The following is a 16,323-nucleotide window of genomic DNA, read 5'->3' on the forward strand; positions in this document are numbered from 1 at the left end:
ATGAATAAAGGAAAACTACTTGTCTTCTCTGCACCATCAGGATCGGGAAAAACTACAATTGTTAGGCATTTGTTGGCTCAACCCGACTTGAATCTGGAATTCTCTGTTTCTTGTACAACCAGAGAACCACGAGGCGAAGAAGTACACGGAAAAGATTATTATTTTATTTCGCTTAAAGAATTTAAAAACCACATTAAAGCCGAAGAGTTTGTTGAATGGGAAGAAGTGTACCGTGATAATTTTTACGGAACATTAAAAAGTGAAGTTGAACGCATTTGGGCAAAGGGAAAAAACGTGATTTTCGATATTGATGTTGCAGGTGGATTGCGAATAAAATCGAAATTTAAAACCGAAACATTAGCCGTTTTTGTGAAACCACCCAGCATTGACGAGTTGAAAATCCGTTTAAAAAAGCGTTCAACCGAAAGCGAAGATAAAATTAATATGCGAATTGCTAAAGCATCGGTAGAATTGGCAACAGCACCGCAATTTGACAAAGTGATTAAAAATTATGATTTGGAAGTGGCGAAAGCTGAAGCGTATGAATTGGTGAAAAAATTTGTTCAAGATTAATAATTACAAGAATATTCTAAGAAGACGAACGAAAGAACTTCGTGCAACTTTGTGAAATTACTTTGTGAAACTTTGTGAAGCAAAATGAAAATCGGTCTCTATTTCGGCACCTTCAATCCTATTCATGTGGGGCATTTAATCATTGCCAACCACATGGCTGAATATTCTGATTTAGATCAAATTTGGATGGTGGTTACGCCTCACAATCCGCACAAACAAAAAAACACATTATTAGATGATTATCATCGGTTGGAAATGGTTCATTTGGCGACCAAAGATTATCCGAAAATCAAACCAACCGATATCGAATTCAAATTACCTCAACCGAATTATACCGTCAATACATTAGCTCATCTTCAGGAAAAATTTCCAACTTACGAGTTTGCTTTGATTATGGGTGAAGACAATCTGAATTCGCTTCATAAATGGAAAAATTACGAAGTTATTTTGCAAAACCATGACATTTTTGTTTATCCAAGATTAAATTCAGGCGTGATTGACGAACAATTTATCAATCATCCAAAAATTCATCGCGTGGGAGCTCCAGTGATTGAGTTGTCTTCTACCTTTATTCGCGAAAGCATCAAACACGGCAAAAATGTAAGAGCCGTTTTACCCGAAAATGTGTGGGCTTTTTTAGATCATAATTTCTTTTACAGGAAGTAATTATTTCTCTTAACACTCCTTTACCACTTGTTCCACCTATCCTTTTGTAACTTTGTTTAAGTTTTAAACCTTTTAAACAATCTTACAATGACAAACTTCGATTTATACAACCCAACCAATTATATTTTTGGTAAAGGTCAAATAGCCAAATTATCCGAGTTAATTCCGAAAAACAGTAAAATTTTATTGGCTTATGGCGGTGGAAGTATTTTTAAAAACGGTATTTACAACCAAGTAAAATCAGCACTTTCCGGTTTTGAAATCGTTGAATTTGGTGGTATCGAACCCAATCCTCGTTATGAAACATTGATGAAAGCGGTAGAAATCATTCGCAACGAAAAAATCACTTTTATCTTAGCCGTTGGTGGCGGAAGTGTGATTGATGGTGTAAAATTTATTTCCGGAGCCGTGAATTTTGAAGGCGATGCGGTTGAAATTTTGAAAAAACGGGTTTTGTTCAAAGATGTTTCCAAAGTCATTCCTTTTGGAACTGTTTTAACCTTACCTGCAACCGGAAGTGAAATGAATTCCGGTGCGGTAGTGACCATCGAAGCTACTCAGGAAAAATTAACGTTGGGTGGAAGTGCGTTGTTTCCTAAATTTTCGATTTGTGATCCAACTGTGGTGGCTTCTTTACCCAAAAGACAATTGGAAAATGGTGTTGTAGATGCTTTTACACACGTGATGGAACAATACCTCACGTATCCGCACGATGCCCTTTTGCAAGACCGTTTTGCCGAAAGTATTTTGCAAACTTTGATTGAAATTGGTCCGGATGTGGTCAAAAATCCATCCGATTACAAACTGGCTTCCAACTTTATGTGGTGTGCCACAATGGCGTTAAACGGATTGATTCAAAAAGGTGTTCCGAGTGATTGGGCAACCCATATGATTGGTCACGAATTAACCGCTTTATATGAAATCGATCATGCCAGAACATTGGCAATCATTGGTCCGAATCTATACCGCGTTTTATTTGAAACCAAGAAAGAAAAATTGGCCCAATATGGCGAACGCGTTTGGAATGTTGAAGGCAATTCAATTGAAGAAAAAGCAGAAAAAGCAATACGAAAAACCGTTGATTTTCTTCACGTAATGGGAATGGAGACGAAGCTTTCCAATTACACCTCTGATTATGAGAAATCAGCAGATTTTATTGTAAATCGTTTTGAAGAAAGAGGTTGGAAAGCAATGGGTGAAAAGCAGAACATCACGTTGGAAAAAGTGAGAGAAATTGTGGAGATGAGTTATTAGGGATTTGAGATGCTGAAACAAGTTCAGCATGACAGAGATAGTAAAATTCAAAAGGCGTTCCCGAAACAAATTCAGGAACGCCTTTTTCAAAACACCAAAACAAAATTTAACTAACTCTAACCTAATACAAAACTTAAGTATTGGATTTGAACGTAGTAATTTTTAATTTATTGCTTTGATTTTCAAAATTTTATGCTTTTTACCAAATCCTCACTCGATCTTCAGGTTTTAAATATAATTTTTGATCTTCTTTGATGTCAAAAGCTTCATAAAAAGAATCCACATTTTGAAGCGGAACATAGGCTCTGTACATTCCCGGTGAATGCGTATCAGTTTTCACTAAGTTTTTAATCGCTTCATCACGGGCTTTACTTCTCCAGATTGTGGCCCATGAAATAAAGAAACGTTGTTCCGGAGTAAATCCATCAATTAAACCGGGGTTTCCTGATTCTTTTAAGTGAATCTTCAATCCGTCGTAAGCGGCATTTACACCTCCTAAATCGCCGATGTTTTCGCCAAGCGTAAATTTCCCATCCACAAAAATTCCGGGAATTGGTTCCAACTGACTGTATTGTTCTGCTAAAGCTCCACCTAATTCGGTAAACATTTTTAAATCTTCGTCACTCCACCAGTTTACTAAATTTCCATCTGCATTATATCTTGAACCACTGTCGTCAAAACCATGTGAAATTTCGTGACCAATCACCGCTCCAATTCCACCATAATTTACCGCTTCATCCGCTTTAAAATCATAAAATGGTGGTTGAAGAATTGCAGCCGGAAATACAATTTCGTTAAACGATGCATTGTAGTATGCATTCACAGTTTGAGGTGACATAAACCATTCTGTTTTATCAACCGGTTTGTTTAATTTGGCATAATTTTCGGCAGTTCGCCATTTTGAAATAGCTTTTCCATTGTCAAAATAAGTTCCTCCTTTATTCGGAGCCACTATTGTTACTTTTGAATAATCTTTCCATTTGTCAGGATAGCCAATTTTTACATTTGATTTTCTTAATTTTTCAATAGCATTAACTTTTGTCGATGGTGCCATCCAAGGCAAATTGTTTATTCTATTTTCAAAAGCCAAAAACACATTTTTAATCATTTTTTGTGCTTTTTCTTTCGCTTCAGGTGGAAACATTTTTTCTACATAAATTTTACCCAAAGCTTCACCAAAAGGACCGTTTACAGATTGAAGAGCTCTTTCGTTTCGAGGTCTTGGTTTTAAAGCTCCAGTTAATGTTTTTCCATAAAATTCCCAATTGGCATATTCAATTTCGGTTGATAGCGTTCCGGCACTTCTGTTTAATAAGGTCCATCGCATGTAGGCTTTCCAATCTTCTACTTTGTTTTCTTTAAAGATGGTTTCCAGAGCCGTCATATATCTAGGTTGTGAAACAATAAGCGTGTCAATTTTTGGCAATCCAATTTTAGTAATATATTCATTCCAATTGACACTTGGCGTTAATGCCTGCAAATCGGCAACCGTCATTGGGTTGTAGGTTTTTCTGCGATCGCGACGTTCTACTCGGTCTAATCGTGGTGTTGCTAATGCTTTTTCTAGTGCTAAAACTCTTTCTGCAGAAGCTTTGGCTTGAGCCGGACTTTCGCCAAGATATTGAAGCATTCTTGCTACATGAGCCACATATTTTTCTCTCTTTTCTTTGCTATCGGCTTCATCAGATAAATAATAATCTCTATCGGGTAAACCCAAACTTCCTAATCCAACATTTACTAAATTTCGGTTACTGTTTTTGGCATCGGTTCCTACACTAACGCCAAAGAAGCCAATACCTCCTTGATTGTCCATTTCAATCATAAGTTTTTGCAAATCGGCTACAGATTTTACAGCATTAATTTTGTCAAGAAAAGGTTTTAAAGGTTTTATTCCTTGTTTGTCTCTTGAAACCGTATCCATAATAGAACGATACAAATTCAAAGCTTTACCTTGGTCAGTATCATCAGTATATTTCGGATTCTTTAAAGCTTCGTTAAGTATCGAAACCATGTCTTTGTCTGTTTTCTCGCGAAGTTCATCAAAACTTCCCCAACGGGTTCTGTCGGCTGGTATTTCGGTTTTATCAAACCAAGTTCCGTTTACATATCTAAAAAAGTCATCGCCAGGCTTAACTTTTGTGTCCATAAATTCGAGATTAATTCCCGGATTTGACTTTTTCGACTCTTGAGAAAATGCAGCTGAAAAAAAGCCAACGGCAACTATCGCAAGCATCATTTTTTGGTTTATTTTGTTTTTCATATTGAAGTAATACTGGGTTAATTATCAGTGGAAACACAAATATATTAAGATAAAAGACTGACAATAGTTAAAATGTGTTAAATTGAATTGATTTGCACTAGACGCTAATTTTAAATGAATACAATTCGTTTTTGGTTTTGTATTTTTGTGAAAAATTAAATCATGTTAGATTTTATTAAACGAAACAAACTGTTAGTAGTTGTTTTTATCCTTTTTTCACTCGTTTTCTTAACCATTTCCTTTATTTTGTTAACACCACAAAAAAAGCTCACTATTTATTCTCCTTCCATGGTGAATCCGGAAATGGTTGACAGTACGGTGCAACACATTAGCAAATACCACACTATTGCCGATTTTGAATTTACCAATCAAAACGGCAAAAAAATAACCCCTGCTGATTATGAGGGAAAAATTTATGTAGCCGATTTTTTCTTTACCACTTGTCCTACCATTTGCCCAATTATGCAAGACAATATGGTTGAAATTCAAAACCATTTTAAAGATAACCCAAATGTGCTTTTACTTTCACATACGGTAATGCCGGATATTGACTCGGTTGCTGTTTTAAAAAAATATGCTTTAGAAAAAGGCGTAATTGATTCCAAATGGAATTTGGTCACCGGTGATAAAAAAGACATTTTTTACATTGCCAGAAAATCATATTTAGCGGTTAAAACCGAAACTGAAGGTGAGTTGTATGACATGGTTCATACTGAAAACTTCATTCTTGTTGATACGAAAAAACGAGTTAGGGGTTTTTATGATGGCACTAACAAAGAGGAAATCAACAGATTAATTGAAGATATAAATCATCTTTTAGCTCAAGAAAATTAGAAATTTTTTTTTGAAAGCTAACCGATTTGATGATTGAAAAAATGTATTTTTGTATTTATACTAATTCTAAATAATTTGCAAACCACAGTTGACCAGCTAAAAAAAGGAGAAAAAGCAATAATTGTTGCCTTCAATCTTGATACAATTCCCTTAAAATTAATTGAAATGGGTTGTATGGAAGGTCACATGGTTGAGTTAATTCAAACCGCTCCGTTTGGTGATCCCATTTTTCTTGACATGAATGGTACTCACTTAGCCATTCGAAAAGAAATGGCGAAAGAAATCAGTGTTGAAATTATTGAAAATTAAAACACCTTATGAAATCAAACCCCATAAAAGTTGCCCTTATTGGAAATCCTAATACCGGAAAAACATCGCTGTTTAATCAACTTACCGGATTAAAACAACAGGTGGGAAATTATCCGGGAATTACCGTTGAGCGAAAAGTGGGGTCGTGTTCGTTAGGCGATTCTAAAAATGCAACCATCTTAGATTTGCCGGGAACTTATAGTTTAAACACCAATTCACTTGATGAAAATTTAGTTATTGAATTACTGTTAAACAAAAATGATAACGATTATCCGGATGTGGTTGTGGTCGTTACTGAAGTTGAAAACTTAAAGCGTAACCTACTACTTTTTACTCAGATTAAAGATTTAGAAATTCCAACTGTATTGGTAATCAACATGGCCGATCAAATGGAAAAAAAAGGAATTAGTCTGGATATTCCTAAAATGGAAATTGCTTTAAAAACCAAAATTGCCCTGATTAGTTCGAGAAAAGCAACCGGCATTAATGACTTAAAAAAAATAATAAGCAATTACCAAGAACTTTCAACAGAAGCCTGTTTGAATGCTTCTGAAATTGATAGCGACTATTTTGAAAATTTAAAACGCATTTATCCCAATCAACAAAATTATAAATTGTGGTTAGTGATATCGCAGGATGTGAATTTTGGTTCTTTAAATAAAACCATTTTACAGAATAATTCTTTTTCAAAATCAGATGCCGAATTAAAACGATTACAGCACAAAGAAACCATCAAACGATATCAATTTATAAATGATATTTTAAAAGTTACCAAAAAAACAGATCCCACTATTGCAACAGATTTTCAGAGCAAGTTAGATCGGATTCTAACCCATAAAATCTTTGGTTATGTAATTTTCTTCGGGATTTTGTTTTTGATTTTTCAATCCATTTTTGATTGGTCAAGCGTTCCAATGGATTTTATTGACGAACAATTTGCCTCGTTAAGTTCGTGGGTAAGTGAGCATTTACCTCCGGGAAAATTAACCGATTTAATAGCTCAAGGAATGATTCCCGGCATTGGAGGTGTTGTGATTTTTATTCCACAAATTGCTTTTCTATTTTTATTCATTTCACTTCTTGAAGAAAGTGGTTACATGAGTCGAGTAGTTTTTTTAATGGACAAAGGCATGCGACGTTTTGGTTTAAGCGGCAAAAGCTTGGTGCCTTTAATTTCAGGAACAGCTTGTGCGATTCCGGCAGTAATGGCCACTCGAAATATTGAAAACTGGAAAGAACGATTAATTACTATTTTAATTACTCCTTTTACAACTTGTTCGGCAAGAATACCGGTTTATACCATTTTAATTGCTCTGATTATTCCTGACACACGTGTTTTAGGTTTTTTAAATCTTCAAGGATTAACGTTAATGTTTTTGTATGCTCTTGGGTTTATCATGGCCATTTTATCTGCTAAAATTTTGAATAGTATTTTAAAATTTCAATCCAAAAGCTTTTTTGTAATTGAAATGCCAAACTATAAAATTCCTTACTATAAAAATGTAGGTTTAAATGTGATAGAAAAAACGAAAGCTTTTGTTTTTGGAGCCGGAAAAATCATTATTTCTTTATCTATTATTCTTTGGTTTATGGCATCGTATAGTCCAAAAGATGCATTTTATACTGCCGAAACAACTATATCTGAAACCAATAGTAGCCTTTCGGAAGATGAAATAAATGACAAAATAGCTTCTTTCAAATTAGAAAATTCCTATATCGGAATACTGGGAAAATCAATTGAACCTTTAATTGAACCTTTAGGTTATGATTGGAAAATTGGAATCGGAATCGTAGCCTCGTTTGCCGCTCGCGAAGTTTTTGTGGGAACTATGGCCACAATTTACAGCGTTGGAAGTCACGAAGATGAAGTAAACACCATCAAACAACGAATGAAATCTGAAATTCATCCCGTTACCGGAAAACCGATTTATAACTTTGCCTCCGGAATTTCTTTACTGCTCTTTTACGCTTTTGCAATGCAATGTATGAGTACGCTTGCAGTAGTTAAAAAAGAAACCAACTCATGGAAATGGCCCATGATTCAACTTTTTGTAATGAGTGGCTTTGCTTATATTGTAGCTTTAATAGCTTATCAGCTTTTAAAATAATCGGATATTATTCTCATCTTATTGTTTTATAATATGTTAATTATGTAATAGGTTCCTTAAGTTATGTAACAAAAGTTTTTGAAGGACTACTACCTTTACTTCACTAACTTTTAAATTTTCAACTATGCCTATTTTAAATATTTTACTTGTATTAATTGTTGTTGGCTTTTTGCTTTGGGTTGTAAATACTTACATTCCAATGGATAGAAAAATCAAAGGTATATTCAATATTATTGTTGTTATAGGAGTTGTCATTTGGTTACTGAAAGTTTTCGGATTATTAGACTCAGTTAAAAATATTACAATTTAAATAACACATTATGAACTTAAAAAGAATTTTTGGTGCCATACTTACCGTTTTAGGGATAGGTGGATTAATTTACACAGCCTATTTAGCTGTTAATCTTGGTGAAAGCAATCAAACAATCAAAACACTTTTGGTTTATGGAATCCTTGGTTTAGTCTTTTTCATTGCAGGTATTGGTTTAGTTAAAACCACAAAAGATGAATCTTAAAGAATAATATAAAACTACCATCAAATCACTATTTAGACTTCCAAAAAGTACCCCTTTTTGGAAGTTTTTTATTTTTATACTAATTGGTTCAAAATTTAATTTCATCACTTTCAGCAAGTTAAAAATTTAACATAAAATAACCTTATTTATAATTTGTCTAAATAAAAACTATTTTTACTTTTGCACCGTAGATTAATTCTAAATAACAAAAATGAAAAATATAGTTTCCCTCTGTCTAGTGGCATTGACAGGTTTTGCTCACTCTCAAAACACAAATGAATCCTTTGATGATCTTGCTTTAAATGACTCCGTTAGAAAATTAAACGGCGTAACCGTACATGGAGATGCCTTAATTGGCAGTAAGTTCAAAGCAAAAAACAGAGCAGGTTCCACCTATTTTATTTCACCCGAAGAACTAAAAACTTTCAATTATACCGATATCAATAGAATTCTTAGAACCGTTCCGGGAATCAACGTGGTTGAAGAAGAAGGTTTCGGACTTCGTCCAAGTATCGGACTGAGAGGAACAAGTCCGTCACGAGCATCAAAAATCACATTAATGGAAGATGGGATATTAATCGCACCGGCTCCCTATTCTGCTCCGGCGGCCTATTATTTTCCTACGGTTAACCGAATTCAAAGTTTTGAAATTTTAAAAGGCGGAAGTCAAATTCAATACGGTCCTTACACAACCGGTGGAGCAATTAACATGGTTTCAAACCAAATTCCATCTCAATTTTCAGGAAAAATAGTAGCATCTATGGGAAGTTTCGATACGAAAAACACCTATGTGAATCTTGGAGACAACTTTAAAAACTTTGGTTATTTAGTAGAATACAATAATCGGAACTCTGATGGTTTTAAAACCATCGATTTTAGCAATAGAACAACCGGTTATAATGGAAACGACTATGTAGCAAAGTTTAGAATCAATACAAATCCTGAAGCTAAAATTTTTCAATCGCTGACTTTTAAAGCTCAATTATCAGATGAATATTCAGATGAAACCTATTTGGGATTAACGCAAAATGACTTTAATAACAGCCCATACCGTCGTTATCTATCCTCAGAAGTTGATAAAATAGATACGAAACACGATCAATTAATGCTGACTCACTTAGCAATACCAACTGATTACTTAACGATTACAACAAAAGCTTATCGCAATAATTTTAGAAGAAATTGGTATAAATTACATGATGTAAATGTTGGCGGTTCAAATGTTTCTTTAGCTTCGATTCTAGAAAATCCCGAAGCAAATCAGGCTGGTTATGACATTCTAACAGGAGCAACAAACACTGCCGATAATGCATTGAGAATGCGAAATAACAATCGTGGTTATTTGGCAGAAGGAATTCAGACTGTATTTAATTTTAAATTAAACAGCGAGATTTTAACACACGATATTGATTTTGGAGTTCGTTATCATTTAGACAGCGAAGATCGTTTTCAGTGGGATGACCGTTATAAAATTCAAAACAATTCTTTATTCAGAACTGTAGCCGGAACTCCGGGAACACAAGACAATCGGGTTGAAAATGCAGAAGCCGTTTCAGTTCATGTCTTATATAATTTAACGTATAAAAAATTAACGTTTTCACCGGGTATGCGATATGAAAACATCATTCGTAGAAGTTTAAATTACGGCACTAGTGATTTAGATAGAACCGGAATCAATTTGAACAGAAAACAAAACCGAGTTGAAAAATACATCCCTGGTTTTGGTGCACTTTATAAAATTAACGAAGATTATTCAGCCTTTACAAGTGTTCACAAAGGTTTTTCACCTCCAGGATCAAATGAAGGTGACAAAGGCGAAAGTAGTATGAACTATGAAGCGGGTTTCCGTTTTAACAAAAAAGCATTATCGGGTGAAATCATTGCTTTTTATAATGATTTTGCACGTCTGGAAGGAGCTGACACCAACGCATCAGGCGGAACAGGAACCGGCGACTTATTTAATGCAGGACAAGCAAGAGTTCAAGGGTTAGAATTATTAGTTACGTATGATGTGTTGAACAATGAAAATTCAAAATTTAAATTACCAATTACATTCAGTTATACGTATACAGATACTGAATTAAAAAATGAATTCAACAGTGGTACAGAAGCTTGGGGGCAAATTCAACCCGGTGATGAGATTCCATACATTGCAAAAAATCAATTTTCAATTACTGCAAATTTGGAGCACAAAAAATTCAATTTTGCTATCAGCGGAAAATACAATGATCAATTCAGAACATTAGCCGGACAAGGTGCAATTCCGGAAAACGAATTGGTAAAAAGCAACTTTATTGTGGATGCTTCTGCCAAATATCATTTAACTGAAAAAGTAAGTTTGATGAGTAATATTGTCAATTTATTAGATAAAGAATACGCTGTTTCAAGAGTCCCTGCTGGTTTACGTCCGGGAATGCCTTTTGGAATCCATTTCGGAATTTCAGCACAATTTTAAAAAATGTTTTTATTTGTTTGTTAAAGGTTCTCTGTTTTTGATAGAGAACCTTTTATCTTTGTAGTATGATTGATTTTCAGGAAATAATCGCGTTTATCATTTTAGCAATTGCTATAGTAGTTCTTTATTTTCATTTTTTTGGTAAAAAGAAATCGAAAAAAAATTGCAGTAGCGATGATTGTGGTTGTCATTAACTTCCTAAAGCCACATCCAAACTCATCATAACAACAAATCCACCAATGAAACCGAGAGTTGCAATATCCGTATGTTTGTCTTGTTGCGTTTCCGGAATCACTTCTTCTACCACCACAAAAATCATTGCTCCGGCAGCAAATGCTAAAGCATAAGGCAAAATAGGAGTGAAAAATGTTACGGCTACAGCTCCTAAAACGCCGGCAATCGGTTCAACCAAAGCAGAGGATTGTCCGTATAAGAAACTTTTCTTTCTACTCATTCCCATTCGTCGCAACGGCATAGAAACGGCAATTCCTTCGGGAAAATTTTGAATCCCAATTCCAATGGCTAAAATAGTAGCTCCTGCAATAGAGGCTTCAGGAATTCCGGCAGCAACGCCACCAAACAAAACACCAACCGCCAATCCTTCCGGAATGTTGTGTAATGTTATGGCCAAAACCAAAAGTGTCGTTTTTTGCCAAGGCGATTTTACACCTTCTGTTTCTTTGAAATTGATATGTAAATGCGGTAAAACTTTATCCAAACCAAACAAGAAAAAGGCTCCTAAAAGAAAACCAACTGCTGCCGGCATTACTTTTACAAAACCTTCTCCTTCCGACATTTCGATGGCAGGTGCAAGCAAACTCCAATAACTGGCAGCAACCATAACTCCGCCCGTAAAACCAAGCATTCCGTCTAAAGCGGCACGATTCATCGTCTTAAAAAAGAACACAACTGAAGCTCCTAACGCCGTTAAAAACCAAGTAAATAACGTGGCATATAAAGCCGCCAAAATGGGGTCAATACTCGATAAATAGTCTACAATGCTATCAAACATATTATATCACTTTTACAAATAAATTACCGGCAATTTTATTCGAAATTAAAATCTCTTTTCCATTCATTAAAATAGTTAGCGACATATCAAAGGCTTCTTTATTGATAATTTCAATTTCCGAACCTAACGAAATTTGATGTTTATCTAAATACTGCAAAAAACTCGGCGAACTATCTTTAACACCTAAACACATCACTTTTTTGTTCAAACCCACTTCAGAAAGTAATTGTTTTTCCACTTTTATCATCTGTCCATATCGATCAGGAATCGGATCACCGTGAGGATCTTCTTTAGGGAAGCCTAAAAATTCATCCAATCGATTAATCAATTTCTCCGATTTAATGTGCTCCAATTCTTCCGCCAAATCGTGTACTTCATCCCACGTAAAATCTAATTTTTCTACCAAAAAAACTTCCCATAAACGATGTTTTCTTACAATCATTTTGGCAGCGTGCAATCCTTTTTGAGTGAGCGTCACACCTTGGTATTTCTGGTAATCAACCAATTCTTTTTCGGCTAATTTCTTTACCATATCCGTAACCGAAGATGCCTTACTCTCAATCATACCCGCAATCGCATTGGTATTAATTCCTTTGGGCGAAACCAACGATAAATGATAAATTACTTTGATATAATTTTCTTCCGAATAGGTCATAAATTCAATTAATTGAAAACAAATATACTAAGATAATTTGATATGAGTAAAATAATTTTTAGTTTTGTCTAAATTTATTTTTTGGTATGAAAAAAATTCTTCTCTTAGTTGTTTTATCTTTTACATTAATTTCACAAGCTCAAGAAAAAGGAACGGTTGTGGGTCATATTTTATCTGAAGGTCAAGCGGTTCCATTTGCTAGCATTCTTTTGAAAAATGCAACAACAGGAACTTCGTCTGATGAAAACGGAAATTATTCCATTGAAGTTCCGTCGGGTAAGCAAACCATCATCGTCCAAGCCATTGGTTTTAAAAATCAAGAAAAAAATATAAATGTTCCTTCCGGAGGAAAAATTCATTTGGATTTTAATTTAGAAGAAAGTGTTTTCGGACTCAATCAAGTCGTTGTTTCAGCCACTCGTGGATTGCAAAAAAGAACCGAAGCTCCTGTGATTGTAACCGTTACAAATTCGGAAGTTTTACAAAAAGCACAAGCCATCAGTTTATCAGAAGGATTAAGTTTTCAACCCGGATTGCGGATGGAAACGAACTGCCAGAACTGCGGATTTTCGCAAGTTCGGATGAATGGTTTGGATGGAGCTTATTCTCAAATTTTGATGGATAGCCGTCCCATATTTTCGGCTTTAAATGGTGTGTATGGTTTAGATCAAATTCCAGCCAATATGATTGAACGAATTGAAGTTGTTCGTGGTGGCGGTTCATCTTTATATGGGTCGAATGCAATTGCGGGCACCATCAACATTATTACAAAAGATCCGATAGAAAATTCGTTTGAAATTAATTCGCATTTAGGTTTAATTGACGGAAATGTGCCCGACAAAGCATTAACGTTAAACGGAACAGTTTTATCAGAAGATTTGAATTTAGGAATTCAGATTTTTGCGATGCTCCGTGACCGTGAACCTTTTGATGCCAATGATGATAATTTTACGGAAATTACGACAATGCAAAACCGAACTTTCGGATTCAAATCGTTTTATCGTCCGTTTGGACGAAGTAAAATTACAGCCGAATTTCATACTGTAAACGAATTTAGAAGAGGCGGCGAAAACCGTTTTGATTTACAACCGTTTGAAGCTCTTACGACAGAACAAATTACTTCCAAAATGGTGGGTGGCGGACTCACATTTGAAAATTATTCGGAAGATGAAAAGAACAAATATGCTGTTTATTTCAACACGCAACAATCTAAAAATGATAACTTTTATGGTGGTCGAGCTGATGATGAATTTGGAAATATCGACTACGAAGAAAGCATTCGCGGTTACGGAGATACTGAAGTTGTAACTTGGATCGGTGGAGCTCAATACAACCGAAAACAAGAATCATTTTTAGGTGGATCGGCAACCTTAACAACCGGAGCCGAATACAAAAAAGAAATGATGGTTGATGAAAAACCAGGTTATAATGCATTCGTCAATCAAACATTAGATATTTTGGGGATTTATGCTCAACAAGAATGGAAAGTCAATGAAAAACTAAAAGTTTTAGGAGGATTGCGAGCCGATTTTCATAATGCTGCCGATGAAGATGTGATTTTTAATCCACGACTAAATATTCTCTATAATTTTAAAGAAAATTTGCAATGGCGAAACAGTTATGCCAAAGGTTTTAGAGCCCCACAAGTCTTTTCGGAAGACATTCACGCCCGAATTGCAGCCGGAGAAGTGGCTTTGGTTGAATTAGCGGATGGATTAGAATCGGAAACATCACATTCGTTTTTAACTTCGTTAGATTGGAATAAAGTTACTCCAAATTCTGAAGCCGGATTGACATTTGAAGCTTTTTACACCCGATTAAACGACCCTTTTGTGTTAGAACAACTATCCGAAACAATCTGGGAAAAACGTAACGGAAAAGGAGCTGATGTTTACGGAATTAATTTGGAAGCAAAATATGCTCCGGGACAAAAATGGCAATTTCAAGCAGGAGCAACGATTCAAAAAGCGTTGTATGACGAAGCGGTTCAATGGAGTGAAAACGTGACGAATACAAATCGAAATTTCTTCCGTTCACCAAATGTTTATGGAAATTTAATGGCAACATTTTCGCCTAAAAAAGCATTTCAAAACAATATCTCTGTGGTTTACACCGGAAAAATGTATGCTCAGCATTATGCTGGATTTATTGCCGAAGATCGTTTGGAAACAACAGGTGATTTTTATGAAGTCAATTTAAAATCATCTTATACATTTGTGGTAAAAGAAAAATTGCACCTTCAATTAAGTGGTGGAATTATGAATTTATTCAATCAATACCAAAAAGATTTTGACTTAGGTGTGAATAGAGATGCTACTTATATTTACGGCCCATCTCGACCAAGAACCATTTTTATTGGGTTGAAAATTGGAACGGATTTGTTATAATTCATAACTTTTGAGGATTTAAATCCAAAAAAAACATAACTTTTGAGGATTTGATTCCAAAAAAAACGTAACTTTTTTGGATTTGAATACAAATTTAGTATGTTTGTAATCAAAAAAGAAGCCATGAGTATTGAAAGAGAGCTTTTTGAAACAGTGCAAAAAGGTTTATTTAAACACAAAGTTATTCTGTTGTTTGGTGCTAGACAAACCGGAAAAACAACCTTGTTAAAAAAGCTAATAGGAACTGAAGAAAGCGTACTTTGGCTAAATGGAGATGAAAGTGATGTGCGAATGATGCTTCAAAACCAATCTTCAATTAGTTTAAAAGCACTTATAGGAAATCACAAAACGGTAATAATTGACGAAGCTCAACGCATAGATGATATTGGACTAACCATCAAATTAGTGCATGATAATTATCCTGAAATCAAAATTATTGCCACAGGATCTTCTGCTTTTGAATTAAGAAACAAAACCAACGAACCTCTAACAGGGAGAAAACTGGAATACAAGTTATTTCCATTTTCTACTAAAGAACTCATAAATCAATATGGTGTTTTAAATGAAAACAGACTGCTTCAACATCGGTTAATTTATGGCTATTATCCGGACATTGTAAACAACCAGGGAGACGAAATAGATTTATTGAAAAACTTAGCAGACAGTTATCTTTTTAAAGATATTTTGATGTTAGACGGAATTAAAAAACCCGAAAAATTAGTAAAATTACTTCAAGCATTAGCTTTGCAAGTTGGTTCTCAAGTATCGTATAATGAAATTGCAGGTTTAGTAGGTTTAGACAGCAAAACAATTGAACGCTATATAGATTTATTAGAACAATCTTTCGTTATTTTCAAATTAAACAGTTTTAGTAGAAATTTGAGAAATGAATTAAAATTTTCCAGGAAAATTTATTTTTACGATAACGGAATTAGGAATGCGATGATTACTAATTTTTCTCCAATTGCAATAAGACAAGATGTTGGAGCTTTATGGGAAAATTATCTTATCGCTGAAAGAATGAAAAGAAACGTTTACGACAAAAATTATTGTAACACTTATTTCTGGAGAACTAAAGCACAACAGGAAATTGATTATTTAGAAGAAAAAAACGGAAACCTTTTTGCTTATGAGTTCAAATGGAACAGCAAAAAGAATCATAAAACCACCAAAACTTTTACTTCAAACTATCCTGATGCTGAAACACACGTTATCACACCCGAAAACTATCTTGATTTTGTTCTTTGATTTTCTATTTAATCATAACAAATCTTTATGATTGAAATCATCAAATG

14 protein-coding genes are annotated in these 16,323 nt (G+C 34.6%); 11 read left to right on the forward strand and 3 right to left on the reverse strand.

Going from position 1 to position 16,323, the window contains the following annotated elements; translation table 11 throughout:
- The 3 genes from gmk to IEV15_RS05210 all read left to right on the forward strand — a co-directional run bounded on the left by gmk (position 1) and on the right by IEV15_RS05210 (position 2,493).
- Positions 1-573, forward strand: coding sequence for a guanylate kinase (gene gmk, locus IEV15_RS05200; RefSeq protein ID WP_188361450.1), 573 nt, complete (start codon positions 1-3; stop codon positions 571-573).
- An 84-nt stretch (positions 574-657) separates the two neighbouring features.
- Positions 658-1,239, forward strand: coding sequence for a nicotinate (nicotinamide) nucleotide adenylyltransferase (nadD, locus tag IEV15_RS05205; RefSeq protein WP_188361451.1), 582 nt, complete (start codon positions 658-660; stop codon positions 1,237-1,239).
- Positions 1,240-1,326: 87 nt separating this feature from the next.
- On the forward strand, positions 1,327-2,493 hold the full coding sequence (locus IEV15_RS05210; RefSeq protein WP_188361452.1) for an iron-containing alcohol dehydrogenase: 1,167 nt from the start codon (positions 1,327-1,329) through the stop codon (positions 2,491-2,493).
- Positions 2,494-2,692: 199 nt separating this feature from the next.
- On the opposite strand, the gene IEV15_RS05215 is transcribed toward IEV15_RS05210, so the two are convergent.
- Positions 2,693-4,753 (reverse strand): M13 family metallopeptidase, encoded by a 2,061-nt coding sequence (locus IEV15_RS05215; protein ID WP_188361453.1) that lies wholly within the window; start codon positions 4,751-4,753, stop codon positions 2,693-2,695.
- A gap of 162 nt (positions 4,754-4,915) precedes the next feature.
- On the opposite strand from IEV15_RS05215, the gene IEV15_RS05220 reads away from it, so the two are divergent.
- From IEV15_RS05220 to IEV15_RS05245, 6 genes are all read left to right on the forward strand, one after another.
- On the forward strand, positions 4,916-5,587 hold the full coding sequence (locus tag IEV15_RS05220) for an SCO family protein (RefSeq protein ID WP_188361454.1): 672 nt from the start codon (positions 4,916-4,918) through the stop codon (positions 5,585-5,587).
- A 33-nt stretch (positions 5,588-5,620) separates the two neighbouring features.
- Positions 5,621-5,896: a FeoA family protein gene (locus tag IEV15_RS05225; protein ID WP_414655119.1), complete on the forward strand. Its 276-nt coding sequence runs from the start codon at positions 5,621-5,623 to the stop codon at positions 5,894-5,896.
- An 8-nt stretch (positions 5,897-5,904) separates the two neighbouring features.
- On the forward strand, positions 5,905-8,004 hold the full coding sequence (feoB, locus tag IEV15_RS05230; RefSeq protein WP_188361455.1) for a ferrous iron transport protein B: 2,100 nt from the start codon (positions 5,905-5,907) through the stop codon (positions 8,002-8,004).
- 124 nt (positions 8,005-8,128) lie between these two features.
- On the forward strand, positions 8,129-8,314 hold the full coding sequence (locus IEV15_RS05235) for a Thivi_2564 family membrane protein (protein WP_188361456.1): 186 nt from the start codon (positions 8,129-8,131) through the stop codon (positions 8,312-8,314).
- A gap of 10 nt (positions 8,315-8,324) precedes the next feature.
- Positions 8,325-8,519 (forward strand): hypothetical protein, encoded by a 195-nt coding sequence (locus IEV15_RS05240; RefSeq protein WP_188361457.1) that lies wholly within the window; start codon positions 8,325-8,327, stop codon positions 8,517-8,519.
- Between the two features lie 211 nt (positions 8,520-8,730).
- Complete coding sequence (locus tag IEV15_RS05245) at positions 8,731-10,974, forward strand: TonB-dependent receptor family protein (protein ID WP_188361458.1); 2,244 nt, start codon at positions 8,731-8,733, stop codon at positions 10,972-10,974.
- Between the two features lie 190 nt (positions 10,975-11,164).
- Here the strand turns inward: IEV15_RS05245 and IEV15_RS05250 are convergent, their stop codons facing one another.
- Together IEV15_RS05250 and IEV15_RS05255 are read right to left on the reverse strand one after the other, a co-directional pair.
- Complete coding sequence (locus tag IEV15_RS05250) at positions 11,165-11,986, reverse strand: ZIP family metal transporter (RefSeq protein WP_188361459.1); 822 nt, start codon at positions 11,984-11,986, stop codon at positions 11,165-11,167.
- 1 nt (position 11,987) lies between these two features.
- Positions 11,988-12,641: a metal-dependent transcriptional regulator gene (locus IEV15_RS05255; protein ID WP_188361460.1), complete on the reverse strand. Its 654-nt coding sequence runs from the start codon at positions 12,639-12,641 to the stop codon at positions 11,988-11,990.
- Between the two features lie 86 nt (positions 12,642-12,727).
- Between IEV15_RS05255 and IEV15_RS05260 the strand changes: the two genes are divergently transcribed.
- Both IEV15_RS05260 and IEV15_RS05265 read left to right on the forward strand, forming a co-directional pair.
- Entirely contained in the window at positions 12,728-15,028 is a 2,301-nt protein-coding gene (locus tag IEV15_RS05260; RefSeq protein WP_188361461.1) for a TonB-dependent receptor, read from the forward strand.
- Between the two features lie 99 nt (positions 15,029-15,127).
- Positions 15,128-16,276, forward strand: a complete 1,149-nt coding sequence (locus IEV15_RS05265; RefSeq protein WP_229734098.1) for an ATP-binding protein — start codon at positions 15,128-15,130, stop codon at positions 16,274-16,276.
- Positions 16,277-16,323 lie beyond the last annotated feature (47 nt).

The organism is Flavobacterium orientale (genome assembly GCF_014638005.1).
GTDB classification, from domain to species: domain Bacteria; phylum Bacteroidota; class Bacteroidia; order Flavobacteriales; family Flavobacteriaceae; genus Flavobacterium; species Flavobacterium orientale.

What these genes read in the sequence shown, in the direction of transcription:
- IEV15_RS05255 (WP_188361460.1), bottom strand. Translation starts at nt 12,641, where the DNA reads ATGACCTATTCGGAAGAAAATTATATCAAAGTAATTTATCATTTATCG.
- IEV15_RS05245 (WP_188361458.1), top strand. Translation starts at nt 8,731, where the DNA reads ATGAAAAATATAGTTTCCCTCTGTCTAGTGGCATTGACAGGTTTTGCT.
- IEV15_RS05210 (WP_188361452.1), top strand. Translation starts at nt 1,327, where the DNA reads ATGACAAACTTCGATTTATACAACCCAACCAATTATATTTTTGGTAAA.
- IEV15_RS05240 (WP_188361457.1), top strand. Translation starts at nt 8,325, where the DNA reads ATGAACTTAAAAAGAATTTTTGGTGCCATACTTACCGTTTTAGGGATA.
- IEV15_RS05265 (WP_229734098.1), top strand. Translation starts at nt 15,128, where the DNA reads ATGTTTGTAATCAAAAAAGAAGCCATGAGTATTGAAAGAGAGCTTTTT.
- IEV15_RS05235 (WP_188361456.1), top strand. Translation starts at nt 8,129, where the DNA reads ATGCCTATTTTAAATATTTTACTTGTATTAATTGTTGTTGGCTTTTTG.
- nadD (WP_188361451.1), top strand. Translation starts at nt 658, where the DNA reads ATGAAAATCGGTCTCTATTTCGGCACCTTCAATCCTATTCATGTGGGG.
- IEV15_RS05220 (WP_188361454.1), top strand. Translation starts at nt 4,916, where the DNA reads ATGTTAGATTTTATTAAACGAAACAAACTGTTAGTAGTTGTTTTTATC.
- IEV15_RS05250 (WP_188361459.1), bottom strand. Translation starts at nt 11,986, where the DNA reads ATGTTTGATAGCATTGTAGACTATTTATCGAGTATTGACCCCATTTTG.
- IEV15_RS05260 (WP_188361461.1), top strand. Translation starts at nt 12,728, where the DNA reads ATGAAAAAAATTCTTCTCTTAGTTGTTTTATCTTTTACATTAATTTCA.
- gmk (WP_188361450.1), top strand. Translation starts at nt 1, where the DNA reads ATGAATAAAGGAAAACTACTTGTCTTCTCTGCACCATCAGGATCGGGA.
- feoB (WP_188361455.1), top strand. Translation starts at nt 5,905, where the DNA reads ATGAAATCAAACCCCATAAAAGTTGCCCTTATTGGAAATCCTAATACC.
- IEV15_RS05215 (WP_188361453.1), bottom strand. Translation starts at nt 4,753, where the DNA reads ATGAAAAACAAAATAAACCAAAAAATGATGCTTGCGATAGTTGCCGTT.